This is a genomic window from Entomomonas sp. E7T21 (assembly GCF_058693955.1).
The window spans coordinates 345,258-357,981 of record NZ_CP191672.1; the positions used below are offsets into that span (position 1 = coordinate 345,258).

At 38.3% G+C, this 12,724-nt stretch carries 12 protein-coding genes; 3 read left to right on the forward strand and 9 right to left on the reverse strand.

Features of this window, described 5'->3' with window-relative positions; all coding sequences use genetic code 11:
• From fabZ to lpxB, 3 genes are read left to right on the forward strand one after another with little or no spacing between them, the layout of a single operon-like run.
• Positions 1–444 (forward strand): 3-hydroxyacyl-ACP dehydratase FabZ, encoded by a 444-nt coding sequence (gene fabZ, locus ACQVD9_RS01655; protein ID WP_264747829.1) that lies wholly within the window; start codon positions 1–3, stop codon positions 442–444.
• The gene (gene lpxA / locus ACQVD9_RS01660; protein WP_264747173.1) at positions 441–1,217 is read left to right on the forward strand and encodes an acyl-ACP--UDP-N-acetylglucosamine O-acyltransferase; all 777 of its coding nucleotides are present in this window, start codon (positions 441–443) and stop codon (positions 1,215–1,217) included. The genes fabZ and lpxA overlap by 4 nt, the downstream gene beginning before the upstream one ends.
• Positions 1,177–2,349, forward strand: coding sequence for a lipid-A-disaccharide synthase (gene lpxB, locus ACQVD9_RS01665; RefSeq protein WP_264747174.1), 1,173 nt, complete (start codon positions 1,177–1,179; stop codon positions 2,347–2,349). Before lpxA ends, lpxB begins: the two co-directional genes overlap by 41 nt.
• Here lpxB and tcdA read toward each other — a convergent pair.
• From tcdA to ACQVD9_RS01710, 9 genes are all read right to left on the reverse strand, one after another.
• Positions 2,339–3,145 (reverse strand): tRNA cyclic N6-threonylcarbamoyladenosine(37) synthase TcdA, encoded by an 807-nt coding sequence (tcdA, locus tag ACQVD9_RS01670; RefSeq protein WP_264747175.1) that lies wholly within the window; start codon positions 3,143–3,145, stop codon positions 2,339–2,341. The two genes, lpxB and tcdA, sit on opposite strands and share 11 nt — an antisense overlap.
• The gene (rnhB, locus tag ACQVD9_RS01675; protein ID WP_264747176.1) at positions 3,142–3,759 is read right to left on the reverse strand and encodes a ribonuclease HII; all 618 of its coding nucleotides are present in this window, start codon (positions 3,757–3,759) and stop codon (positions 3,142–3,144) included. Before rnhB ends, tcdA begins: the two co-directional genes overlap by 4 nt.
• 88 nt (positions 3,760–3,847) lie before the next feature.
• Positions 3,848–4,189: a DMT family protein gene (locus ACQVD9_RS01680; RefSeq protein ID WP_264747177.1), complete on the reverse strand. Its 342-nt coding sequence runs from the start codon at positions 4,187–4,189 to the stop codon at positions 3,848–3,850.
• Positions 4,190–4,283: 94 nt separating this feature from the next.
• The gene (locus ACQVD9_RS01685; protein ID WP_264747178.1) at positions 4,284–6,032 is read right to left on the reverse strand and encodes a DUF1302 domain-containing protein; all 1,749 of its coding nucleotides are present in this window, start codon (positions 6,030–6,032) and stop codon (positions 4,284–4,286) included.
• A gap of 75 nt (positions 6,033–6,107) precedes the next feature.
• Positions 6,108–6,902: an enoyl-ACP reductase FabI gene (gene fabI / locus ACQVD9_RS01690; protein ID WP_264747179.1), complete on the reverse strand. Its 795-nt coding sequence runs from the start codon at positions 6,900–6,902 to the stop codon at positions 6,108–6,110.
• Between the two features lie 3 nt (positions 6,903–6,905).
• Positions 6,906–8,534, reverse strand: coding sequence for an ABC transporter ATP-binding protein (locus tag ACQVD9_RS01695; RefSeq protein WP_264747180.1), 1,629 nt, complete (start codon positions 8,532–8,534; stop codon positions 6,906–6,908).
• A gap of 5 nt (positions 8,535–8,539) precedes the next feature.
• Positions 8,540–9,739 carry an ABC transporter permease gene (locus ACQVD9_RS01700; protein WP_264747830.1) on the reverse strand — a complete coding sequence of 400 codons (1,200 nt, stop codon included), beginning with the start codon at positions 9,737–9,739 and terminating at the stop codon, positions 8,540–8,542.
• 10 nt (positions 9,740–9,749) lie between these two features.
• Positions 9,750–10,832, reverse strand: coding sequence for a microcin C ABC transporter permease YejB (locus tag ACQVD9_RS01705; RefSeq protein ID WP_264747181.1), 1,083 nt, complete (start codon positions 10,830–10,832; stop codon positions 9,750–9,752).
• Positions 10,833–10,835: 3 nt separating this feature from the next.
• Entirely contained in the window at positions 10,836–12,713 is a 1,878-nt protein-coding gene (locus ACQVD9_RS01710; RefSeq protein WP_264747182.1) for an extracellular solute-binding protein, read from the reverse strand.
• Positions 12,714–12,724 lie beyond the last annotated feature (11 nt).

Consider the following 12,724-nt stretch of genomic DNA (forward strand, 5'->3'; position numbering starts at 1 on the left):
ATGGATATTAAAGAAATTTTTGAACATTTACCGCAACGTTACCCATTTTTATTGGTAGACCGCGTCGAAGAATTAGATATCGAGGGTGAAGTAAAAACCATCCGTGCTTATAAAAATGTTACTATTAATGAGCCGTTTTTTGAGGGACATTTTCCTAACCATCCTATTATGCCAGGCGTATTGGTATTAGAAGCAATGGCTCAGGCAGCAGGTATTTTAAGCTTTAAAATGATGAATGCGAAGCCTACTGATGGCACACTATATTATTTTGTGGGTACTGATAAGTTAAGAATTCGTCAGCCAGTATTACCAGGTGATAAATTAGAATTAAGAGCTAAGTTCTTAGGTGCTAAACGTACTATTTGGAAGTTTGAATGCCAAGCTTTAGTTGATGGTAAAGAAGTGGCAGCCTCTGAAGTGATTTGTGCGGAACGCAAATTATGAGTTTGATTGATTCACGAGCTATTGTAGATCCTAAGGCTAAATTAGCGGATAACGTTAAAGTTGGCCCATGGTCTATTATTGGTCCTGATGTAGAGATCGGTGAAGGAACAATAGTAGAATCTCATGTTATTATTAAAGGCCCTACCAAGATAGGGTGTCATAATCATATTTATCAGTTTTCATCAGTAGGTGAAGATACTCCAGATATGAAATATAAAGGTGAACCTACACGTTTAGTAATTGGTGACCATAATATTATTCGTGAAGGTGTCACTATTCACCGTGGTACTATTCAAGACCGTAGTGAAACGACTATTGGTAACCATAATTTAATTATGGCTTATGTGCATATTGGACATGACTCAGTAATTGGTAATCATGTAATTATGGTTAATAATTCTGGTGTTGCAGGTCATTGTCATGTAGGTGATTGGGCAATATTGGGTGGTTATGCTTTAGTGCATCAAAATTGCCATATAGGTGCTTATAGTTTCTTAGGTGCGGCTTCTTTTATTAGTAAGGATGTGCCTGCTTTTGTTTTGGTATTGGGTAATCCAGCTGAAGCACGTAGCATGAATTTTGAGGGCTTACATCGTAAAGGTTTTGCTGATAATATTATTCATGCTTTGCGAACAGCTTACAAAATTGTTTACCGTAAAGGATTAACAACAGAACAAGCTATTAATGAATTAGCTGACTTAGCTAGTCAATATTCTGAGGTCGCTTTATTCCGTGACTCAATCATCAACTCCAAACGTGGAATTACACGCTAATACTAAGCCTCTTTGCATTGCACTAGTGGCAGGAGAGGCTTCGGGTGATATTTTAGGGGCTGGCCTAATGGCCTCTCTAAAACAACAACATCCTAATATACAATTTATTGGTGTTGGTGGCCCTAAAATGGAAGCTGAGGGTTTGGTTTCCATGTTTCCTATGGAACGCCTTTCTATTATGGGGTTGGTAGAAGTTTTAGGCCGTTTACCCGAACTTATAAAACGTCGTGCTAAATTAATTAAAGATATTATTGCGGCTAAGCCTGATGTGTTTATTGGTATCGATGCGCCTGATTTTAATTTAGGTATTGAATTAAAATTACGTGAAGTTGGTATTAAAACTATTCACTATGTTAGCCCTTCTGTATGGGCCTGGAAGCAAAAACGTGTTTTTAAAATAAAAAAGGCATGTGATTTAGTACTAACATTATTTCCTTTTGAAGCTAAGTTTTATGAAAAATATGATGTGCCAGTTTGTTTTGTAGGCCATCCATTAGCAAATATAATCCCTTTAGAAGTTGATAGAGTTGCAGCTAAGGCAAAATTAGGTATTCTTCAAGATAATAGGGTAGTTGCATTAATGCCAGGCAGTCGAGGAGGAGAGGTTAGTCGGTTAGCACCTGTATTTCTTAAAACAGCTGATATTATTTTAGAACATTATCCAAATACAAAATTTGTTATACCTTGCGCAAATCAGCAACGTAAAGAGCAGATAGAGGAATTATTAGTATCTCATAAGTTACCTGTTACCTTATTAGATGGCCATTCTCATGAGGCTTTAGCTGCATGTGATGTGGTATTAATTGCTTCAGGGACAGCGACATTAGAAGCATTACTTTATGAGCGACCAATGGTGGTAGCTTATAAATTGGCCTCTCTAACGTACTGGATTGCTAAACGTTTGGTAAAAACTCCTTATGTTTCTTTGCCTAATATTTTGGCAGGACGATTATTAGTGCCAGAGATGATTCAAGATAAAGCCGAACCTGATCAGTTGTTTGCTGAATTGCAGCTATTATTAGAAGGTAAAACTAAAGAGCAAACAGATAGTTTTAAAGCTATTCATTTAGCCTTGCGGCAAAATGCTTCTGAGAAAGCTGCTGAAGCAACGCTTAGCTTAATTAATTCTTAAGTGTTTGTCGCTCGCTAGGGCGACGAGAACCATTAACTATTTTTTCTACCATCTTAGCTGCCGCCGCCATGCCAAAACTAGCGGTAACCATAGTCACTGCACCAAAACCACCTGAACAATCTAAGCGAGTTCCATCACCAGTAAAGCCTTTAGCTTGGCATACGCTACCATCTGCCTGTGGGTAACGTAATTGTTCTGTAGAAAACACACAAGGTACACTGTAATGACGTCCCGCAGTTTTAGAGAAACCATAATCACGGCGTAATAAAGAGCGAACTTTTGCAGCTAAAGGATCATTGTAAGTTTTATTTAAATCAGTGATTTGGATTTGAGTTGGATCTATTTGTCCACCTGCACCACCTGTTGTAATAATTTGGATTTTGCGACGTTTACACCAAGCAATTAAGGCTGCTTTGGAAGTTACACTATCAATACAATCAATAACACCATCTAAATCATTATGGATTATCTCTGCCATAGTATCGCGAGTAACAAAATCGATAACAGAGTGTACTTTGCAAGTTGGATTAATTTGTTGAATACGCTCCGCCATTATTTCTACTTTGGCTTTGCCGATATTAGTTTGTAGAGTATGCAGTTGACGATTAGTATTGGAGATACAAATATCGTCCAAGTCGATTAAAGTTAGTTCTGCCACCCCAGTTCTAGCTAGAGCTTCTGCTGCCCAAGAGCCTACGCCACCGATACCCACAACAGCGATATGCGCCTTTTGTAGGCGAGCTAAACCTTGTTCACCATATAAGCGTGCAATGCCTGCAAAACGTGGATCTGTCATAAGGAAGTTCTTTCTTTAAATAATTCAGCAGCCATTCGTACAGGTGCAAATGAATGGCGATGAATAATAGTAGGGCCTAGTTGTTTTAGAGCAGCTAAATGAGTGGCTGTTGGATAACCTTTATGGCCAGCTATACCATAGCCTGGATATTGTTTATCAAGTTCTACCATTTCCCTATCACGGCTTACTTTGGCTAGAATGGAAGCAGCCGCAATAGCAGGTACGGTTGCATCACCTTTAATAACTGCGGAACAAGGTATATTTAATTGAGGACATCTATTACCATCAATTAAGGCCAATTTGGGAGTAATTTCTAAACTTTCTACTGCACGTTTCATAGCTAACATAGTTGCGTGTAAAATATTCAGTTCATCCACTTCTGCCACTTCTGCTCGAGCAATAGACCACGCTAATGCTTTTTCTTTAATTTCTTCAAATAAAGATTCACGTTTTTTTTCTGAAAGCTTTTTAGAGTCGTTTAAGCCAGTAATGGGCTTTGTAGGATCAAGAATAACAGCAGCTGTAACGACAGGGCCACATAAAGGACCTCTTCCCACCTCATCAACACCTGCGATTAAATCTTCCACTAAATTAAAATCTAGTCCTAATTGCATTATGTTACCTTGAATATTAATTGATTAATTATATCAGTAAACTTAATCAATAACAGTTTCATATAATTGCCATTATTGTTATATAAGATCAACTACGAAAAATAAAAAATACAGCGCCCATCATACAGAGGCCTGCCCATAGGTAATCGAGTTTTAATGGTTGGTTCATCACATAAATGCTAAAAGGAACAAATACTGCTAGTGTTATCACCTCTTGCATAATTTTTAATTGCCCTAAAGAAAGTTGGGTATAACCAATTCGATTAGCGGGTACTTGAATTAAGTATTCCCCTAGAGCGATTACCCAGCTTACTAAAGCTGCAATAATCCAAGGTTTACTTTGCATACTACGTAAATGACCATACCAAGCAAAAGTCATAAATAAATTGGATACAGTCAGCATGATTGCTGTAATTAACCAAACGGGCATGATTGATTCTCTATGGTAGATAAAAAGCCATATTTTAGTGATTTTTTAAAAGAGTAATAGAGGGTTAGAGGATACTTTAGTGGAAAAGTTTGATTTAGAATTTTAAACCCATTTCTAAACTAGCGAAATCTCGATCTGACCATGTATTGTAACGGCCACCAAAGAAGTTAGTATAGTTTAAGCCGATATAATAGGTTTTTAGATATTCAGCTGTTACGCCTACACTAATAGCTTTACGACCCTCTACAAAGGTGGCTTCATTGCTTGGCGAGTAGCCTTGTACATCGTGTAACCAGCTGATGCTAGGTTTTAGCGTTAAGCGGGGTAATAAAATATCTTGGTATTGCCATTCACCTTGTATTCGATAACCCCAAGCAAAACGAGTAGTGAATCCATCTTTTTCACAATAACGCGTGTCAATGGAACAATTATAACTACTACCAAATACAGCTTCTCGGCCATATAGGGTTTGCTTACCTAAACCCGCAATATAAGTCATACCTAGCGCAGAAGTTAAATTAAATTCTTTGGCACCCATTACCTCATTAGCTGTTTTGGTTAAACTAGTTTGTAATTGGCTAACTCGTTTACGGTCATAGCCTTTTATTTTTTGATTAGCTGTTAAGGTATTTGTTTCACCAATGGTATTTTTAAATAGCTCAACAGGGCTGATCTGTATGGGCATATTGGGACGATAACTTAACTCACCACGCCAAATTAAGTCGGCACTAATATCTTTTGCAAAGCTAATCCCATACAGATGAATATTTTCAGGATAATCAATAAAGTAACTTGAGTGTCCAGCTAACCATTCTGGAGCAAGTTGACCTAAGCCAGTAGCTTGATTAATAGCTGCTTGGTTAGCTGAGCGACCATTAATAAAGCCTGTGCGGCTATGATAGTTAATAAAATAAAAGCCTAAATCAGTAGCAAGTGGCTCAGCATAATAATTTATAGCGATACCAAATTGTCCAGAAGTTTTTGCGCGCTTATCTTTGTCATGTCGTAATAAAATGCCTTCCTGATTTACATTAACACCTGTAAGGCTGGTTAAATCTGCGCTAGATAATTGATTAGTAGAGCGAAGTACACGTAGGTTATCGGTACAGCCATGGGTTGTATAATCATTAGTGGCAAAAAAAGAATTACAATTTTCAGAAGCAGCAGGACGCCAATCCAGTTGGTAAAAGAATTCAGTAGAAAGGTTTTGGGTTAGTTGTTGGGAAAAAGACAGTAAACTTACAGGTGTGCGTTCAGCACGGGTATTCATATCAGCACGCCAACCCTCTCGGCTATCAATAGGATTAATAACATTGATACCACCTGTAATAAAGCGTTCCTCTCCCCAATTAAGTAGTTGTCGACCTAAACGAACGCTACCTTGTTTATCAGCTAATTGGTAGTGATGATAAACAAAAGCTTGTTGTAATTCTGCACCTGAAGATCGTGAACTAATATAACGACCATGATCACTAATATTGGCAAAAGGTTGTCGTTGGTTTTTTTCTACAAAGTCATACCAGTATTGACCACTAATAAGTAAACCATAATTATCATATTTAAGATGCATACTGTGTTTGCCCTTAAATAAACGGGAAAAGCTATCGCCTTTTTTAAAATTTAATCGGTTGTTATCATTGGTCGTAGCTAAACCTCTGCCACCATTATTACGACCAATAAAGTTATGGTCTGGTTTGGCGGTTGACCAGCTATTTTTAATAGAGAGTTCTGTTTCAAACTGTCCTTCTACAGGACCTATACTAAAAGGAAGGGCATTTGCATTTAGGCTAACAAGAGCAATTAATAGGGAGCTAACAAGAAAAGGCTGCTGGTATGACGGCATCTTTAGGTGTTTCCCTAGCTAAAGTTAAATAAGATAAGGTAATACCATCCAGCAGAAGCTGGATGGTGAATAGAATTAGTCTTCTAATGTACCCATGGCAGTAGTGTTGAAACCGCCATCTACATAAAGGATTTCGCCAGAGATACCAGAGGCTAAATCTGAACATAAGAAAGCTGCTGCATTACCCACTTCATCAATCGTTACATTGCGACGAAGGGGTGTTTGACGTTCGTTAGCAGCTAACATTTTACGGAAGCTTTTAATGCCTGAAGCAGCTAAAGTACGGATAGGACCTGCAGAAATAGCATTAACACGAGTTCCTTCTGGGCCAAGGCTACCTGCTAGGTAACGCACACCTGCTTCAAGACTAGCTTTTGCCATACCCATTACGTTGTAGTTAGGCATGGTGCGCTCAGCACCTAAATAAGAAAGGGTTAATAATGAACCATTACGGCCTTCTAACATTTTACGGCCTGCTTTCGCTAGTGCGATAAAGCTGTATGAGCTAATATCATGAGCAATTTTGAAGCCCTCACGGTTAGTTACAGTGGTGAAATCGCCGTCTAACTGATCGCCTGGTGCAAAACCTACTGCGTGTACAATAATATCAATACCATCCCATTTTTTACCTAGATCAACAAATACTTGTTCAATTTGTTCATCACTCGCTACATCACATGGAAAACATAAATCTTTGTTAGAACCCCAGCCTTCAGCAAATTCTTCTACACGACCTTTCAATTTATCATTTTGATAAGTGAAGGCTAGCTCTGCACCTTCACGATGCATAGCAGCGGCAATACCAGAAGCGATTGATAATTTACTTGCAACACCAACAATTAACGCACGCTTACCTGTTAAAAAACCCATAGTTTATTCCTCTTTTGGAACTGTTTCATTGTCATTAATTGGAGCCAAAAATGCAGCTTCCAATAATTGCTTAGTATAGGGATGCTGTGGAGAAGAAAAGAGCTGCTCGGCTGGCCCCTTCTCCACAACATGCCCTGATTTAATCACCATCAGTTGATGACTGAGCGCCTTGACTACAGCTAAGTCATGGCTAATAAATAAATAAGCAAGATTATACTTCTCTTGAAGTGATTTAAGAAGTTCTACAACCTGCTTTTGTACTGTACGATCTAATGCCGAAGTGGGTTCATCTAATAAAATAAGTGATGGTTTAAGTGCTAAGGCTCTAGCAATGGCGATACGTTGCCTTTGTCCTCCAGAGAACTCATGAGGATAACGATTAATACAATCTTCATCCAAACCCACTTCATTTAATGCTCTAATAATAGCAGTTTCTTGTTCTTCTCGCGAACCTATGTTGTGAATTTTTAAACCTTCGCCAATAATTTGTCCAACGGACATACGTGGACTAAGGCTGCCAAAGGGATCTTGAAATACCACTTGCATTTGGCGACGAATCGGGCGCATTTGCTTTTGGCTGTATTGGTCGATTTCAAGCCCTTGGAAATTAATTTTACCCTGACTCTTCAATAGTTTTAATACAGCTAAACCTAATGTTGATTTACCTGAACCACTTTCACCCACTATGCCTAATGTTTCACCTTGGCGTAGGGTAATATCTATACCATCTACAGCTCGAAAATATTCTTGTTGGCGGCTTAGTAATCTTTTAGGTAAAGGGAACCAGACTTTTAAATCATCGACCCTTAATAACTCAGCACCTAGCTTTTTAGATGAAGGGTAACCAGTTGGTTCTGCTGCGATCAGCTCGCGTGTATAAGGGTGCTGTGGGTGTTTAAATAGTTGTTCACAGTTGCTTTGTTCTACTATTTTACCTTCTTTCATTACACAGACATGGTGAGCAATGCGTCTTACTATATTTAGGTCATGGCTAATAATAAGTAATGCCATGCCCATTCGTGCTTGTAAATCTTTTAGTAGATCAAGAATTTTTAATTGAACAGTAACATCAAGTGCGGTAGTTGGTTCGTCAGCAATTAACAACTCAGGTTCACAGGCAAGTGCCATTGCGATCATAACCCGTTGCCGCTGCCCTCCAGAAAGCTGATGTGGGAAAGCATTAAGTTTGGTTTCAGGTTTTTCAATACCCACTAAGGTGAGTAATTCAATAATTCGTGCTTCTGCTGTTTTTCCCCTCATACCCATATGGAGTGCTAATACTTCACCTATTTGTTTGCTAATTTTGTGTAGTGGATTTAGTGAAGTCATTGGCTCTTGGAAAACCATAGCTATTCTATCGCCACGAATAGCTCTCATTTTTCTAAGGGGTAATTTTAATAAGTCTGCACCATCATAAGTGATGGTACCAGTTGGATTACTTGCTGCTGGGTAGGGCAAAAGTCTTAAAATGGAGTGGGCAGTGACGGATTTACCAGAGCCACTTTCGCCTACCAAGGCGATTGTTTGCCCTTTTTTAATATCAAAGCTAATATCTTCAACAACACGACGCGCAGTATTGTTAGAGGTAAACTCTACTGATAGATTACGAATTTCAATTAGATTATCAGCCATGATGATTATCTCCTTGGGTCAAATGCATCACGGGCTGCCTCACCAATAAATACTAGTAATGACAACATAATAGCTAATACAGAGAAGGCACTTATACCAAGCCAAGGTGCCTGTAAATTTTCTTTACCTTGCCTTACTAATTCACCTAGTGATGGTGCCCCAGCGGGTAAACCAAAACCTAAGAAATCTAAAGAAGTAAGGGTACCGATAGCGCCTGTTAAAATAAAGGGTAAAAATGTCATGGTAGAGATCATGGCATTAGGCAGAATATGTTTAAACATAATGGTGCTATTGCGCATACCTAAGGCGCGTGCAGCCCTCACATATTCAAGGTTGCGACCGCGTAAGAATTCGGCACGTACCACGTCAACCAATGCCATCCACGAGAATAACAACATAATGCCTAATAACCACCAAAAATTAGGTTGTACAAAACTAGCTAGGATGATCAGCATATAAAGCATGGGCAGGCCTGACCAAATTTCCATAAAACGCTGACCTACTAAATCAATCCAGCCACCATAGAAACCTTGAATAGCTCCTGCAACTACACCAATAATTGAACTAATAATAGTAAGTGTTAGTGCAAATAGTATAGAAATACGGAAGCCATAAATAATTCGAGCTAATACATCACGACCTTGGTCATCTGTTCCAAGCCAATGCCAAGATTGGATTGGTGGCGGTTTACCTTGCATATCAATGCAATATAATTTGTATGTTTCAACAGGTAATGAAGCTTTTTCGGCCAATTGTTCTATATCAGGTGGCTTGGTAGCACTATTTAATGCAGGGAAAGGCGCTTTTGAACAACGTTTAAAATATTCTGTTTTATAACTCCAAAAGGGTGGGGCGGGAGCAGGTACTTTCATATCATAGTCGATACTTTGATAATTAAAGCGAATAGGTGCCCAAATCATCCAGCCACCTTTCTCTTTAATTAACTCTTGAATATAAGGTCCCTTATAATTAGTTTCGAGTGGTAATGGCATTTCACCACCAAAAACTTCTTCGTTATAACGTACAAAAGCAGGAAAATACCAATTACCATCAAAACGAAAAACTAGAGGTTTATCGTTGGCAATAATTTCTGAACCAAGGCTGAGTACAAATAGTGCAATAAATATCCATAACGCAAACCAGCCACGTTTGTTAGCTTTGAACTGAGCAAAGCGTCGCTTATTTAGGGGCGATAGACGAGTCATTAATCCCATATCAATGTTCCCTATTAGCAAAATCGATACGTGGATCAACAAGGCAATAACAAAGATCACCAATTAACTTCATGACTAACCCTAGTAGGGTAAAAATAAATAAAGTACCAAATACTACAGGGTAATCACGGCTAATAGCTGATTCAAAACTAAGCAGCCCTAAACCATCTAAAGAGAAAATAACTTCAATTAGCAGTGAGCCTGTAAAAAACATAGCCATAAAAGCAGCAGGAAAACCAGCGATAACAATTAACATGGCATTTCTAAAGACATGTCCATATAAAACTTGTCGTTCAGTCAAACCTTTGGCACGTGCAGTAACTACATATTGTTTGCTGATTTCATCTAAGAAACTATTTTTAGTTAAAAAGGTAAGGGTAGCAAAATTGCCTATTACTAAGGCGGTAATGGGCAATGCTAAATGCCAAAAGTAATCGGTAATTTTTCCCCAGAAACTCAATGATTCAAAGTTATTGGATACCAATCCTCTCAATGGGAACCAGTCAAAATAGCTACCACCAGCAAATAAAATAATTAATAAGATAGCAAATAAGAAAGCAGGAATGGCATAACCAATAATAACGACGGTACTTGTCCAAATATCAAATTTGCTGTTGTGGCGTATGGCTTTGGTGATACCTAAAGGAATGGAGATCAAGTACATTAGTAATGTACTCCATAACCCTAGGGAAATAGAGACAGGCATCTTTTCTAGTATTAGGTCAGTAACATTGGTATCTCTATAAAAGCTTTTACCTAAATCAAAGGTGGCGTAGTTTTTTACCATTATCCAAAAACGTTCACCTGCTGGTTTATCAAAACCATACATTTTTTCGATTTCTTTGATTAGATCAGGATCTAGTCCTTGTGCCCCTCGGTAACCTGTACCAACTGAAACTTCACCACCACCACCCGTGATACGACCAGTGGCACCACCTGTTGCAGCATCTAAGCCTTCTAAACGCGCAATAGTTTGTTCAACAGGGCCTCCTGGGGCTGCTTGAATGATAACAAAGTTAAGTAGCAAAATACCGAATAAGGTAGGAATAATGAGCAGTAAACGCCGTAAAATATAATCAGACATTTATTATTTGCCTACCTGTTCTATAGTTGGCTGCTCTGTTTTAGAAGCAGGTTGTGTTGTGGGATTTTGTAGCATGGTGTTATCTTCTTTGGGCTCAGTATCTAAAGCCCACCAAGTAAACAGACCATAATCATAGTCAGGCGCTATATCAGGTTGACCAAATTTATTCCAATAAGCAATACGCCATTTATCAGTGTAGTAATTCCATACTACGTAATAGCCCCATTGTAAAACACGATCTAAAGCCCTTGCGTGGAGAATTAAACTTTCTCTAGAGTCAGCTTGAATTAGCTGTTCAACTAATTTATCTACAACAGTATCTTTTAAGCCAAGAATATTTTGGCTGCCCACTACATCAGCACTAGAAGATGACCAATAGTTACGCTGCTCATTACCGGGTGAGTTACTTTGCCCCCAAATATAAGAAAGCATATCAAAATCATGGGAGCGAAGGCGATTGATAAATTGTGAAGTATCCACACGGCGGATTTCCATATCGATGCCTATTTCAGCAAGGTTATTCTTAAAGGGTAAAAGAACACGTTCAAGATTTGCTTGGTGCATTAAGAATTCGAATTTTAATTGTTTACCTTCTTTATCAACCATTTTGCCATTTTTAATTTCATAGCCAGCTTCTTGTAATAATTGGTAAGCCTTACGTTGTTGTTCTCGAATAATGCCTGAGCCATCTGACTGGGGAGCAGTAAATACAGTAGTAAACACTTCATCAGGTACTTGCCCTTTGAAAGGTTCTAAAATGGCTAGCTCTTTTTCTGTAGGTAACTCATGAGCTGCCATTTCGGAGTTTTCAAAATAGCTACTTACTCGTTTATAACTATTATAGAAAAGTTGACGATTTGACCATTCAAAATCAAACAATAGACTAATAGCTTGTCTCACTTTTTTATCTTGAAAAATGGGGCGACGAAGATTAAAAGCAAGTACTTGAATATTGGCAGGGTTATGATTGGTTAGCTCTTTTTTGATCAGCTTTCCTTCTTTTAGGGCAGTACCTTCATATCCGGTTGCCCAACTTTTGGCAGAGTACTCTAAGCTAAAATCAAACTGAGCAGCCTTGAATGCTTCTAGAGCAACTGACATATCACGGTAGTAATCTATAATTATTTTATCAAAGTTATAAAAACCTTTAACAACAGGTAAATCTTTCGCCCACCAATCATCTACCCGTTCATACTCAATACTGGCATTAGCTTTTACTTTTCCTATTTTATAAGGACCACTGCCTAATGGTGGAATAAGGTTTGTTACAGTAAAATCTTTATCTTGCCACCAGTGCTTGGGTAGTATGGGAAGTTGCCCTATAATCATTGGTAATTCACGATTATTTTTAACCTTAAACCGAAATAGCACTTGATGTTTATTTTCTACTATTACTTTACTCACATCAGCATAGTATTGGCGAAAGAAAGGGCGACCATCCTTTTTTAAAATATCAAAAGTAAAGACCACATCTTCGGCTGTTATAGGATGACCATCATTAAATTTAGCTTCTTTTCGTAAATAAAAACGTACCCAACTTGAGTCTGGCGCTTTGTCTATTTTTTCCGCAACTAGACCATAAATAGTGTTAGGTTCGTCATAAGATTGAATAGTTAACGTATCGTAAAGTAAGTCTGTGTAAGTAGCTGGATTACCTTTTGGTATAAAGCTATTAAATGAGTCAAAACCACCATAGCTAGCAAGTCTTAGAGTGCCGCCTTTAGGAGCATCAGGATTAGCATAGGCAAAATGTTTAAAGTCGGCAGGATATTTAGGAGCTTCATCATACATGGTCATGGCATGCTGAGGTTTTGCTTGAGTTAAAGTGCAAATGAGGCTCAATATTAAAATAAATAATAAAGGTAGGGTTTTATTAGTCATTATTACCATGT

What these genes read in the sequence shown, in the direction of transcription:
- ACQVD9_RS01700 (WP_264747830.1), bottom strand. Translation starts at nt 9,739, where the DNA reads ATGACTCGTCTATCGCCCCTAAATAAGCGACGCTTTGCTCAGTTCAAA.
- fabZ (WP_264747829.1), top strand. Translation starts at nt 1, where the DNA reads ATGGATATTAAAGAAATTTTTGAACATTTACCGCAACGTTACCCATTT.
- lpxA (WP_264747173.1), top strand. Translation starts at nt 441, where the DNA reads ATGAGTTTGATTGATTCACGAGCTATTGTAGATCCTAAGGCTAAATTA.
- ACQVD9_RS01680 (WP_264747177.1), bottom strand. Translation starts at nt 4,189, where the DNA reads ATGCCCGTTTGGTTAATTACAGCAATCATGCTGACTGTATCCAATTTA.
- ACQVD9_RS01685 (WP_264747178.1), bottom strand. Translation starts at nt 6,032, where the DNA reads ATGCCGTCATACCAGCAGCCTTTTCTTGTTAGCTCCCTATTAATTGCT.
- fabI (WP_264747179.1), bottom strand. Translation starts at nt 6,902, where the DNA reads ATGGGTTTTTTAACAGGTAAGCGTGCGTTAATTGTTGGTGTTGCAAGT.
- tcdA (WP_264747175.1), bottom strand. Translation starts at nt 3,145, where the DNA reads ATGACAGATCCACGTTTTGCAGGCATTGCACGCTTATATGGTGAACAA.
- ACQVD9_RS01705 (WP_264747181.1), bottom strand. Translation starts at nt 10,832, where the DNA reads ATGTCTGATTATATTTTACGGCGTTTACTGCTCATTATTCCTACCTTA.
- ACQVD9_RS01695 (WP_264747180.1), bottom strand. Translation starts at nt 8,534, where the DNA reads ATGGCTGATAATCTAATTGAAATTCGTAATCTATCAGTAGAGTTTACC.
- ACQVD9_RS01710 (WP_264747182.1), bottom strand. Translation starts at nt 12,713, where the DNA reads ATGACTAATAAAACCCTACCTTTATTATTTATTTTAATATTGAGCCTC.
- rnhB (WP_264747176.1), bottom strand. Translation starts at nt 3,759, where the DNA reads ATGCAATTAGGACTAGATTTTAATTTAGTGGAAGATTTAATCGCAGGT.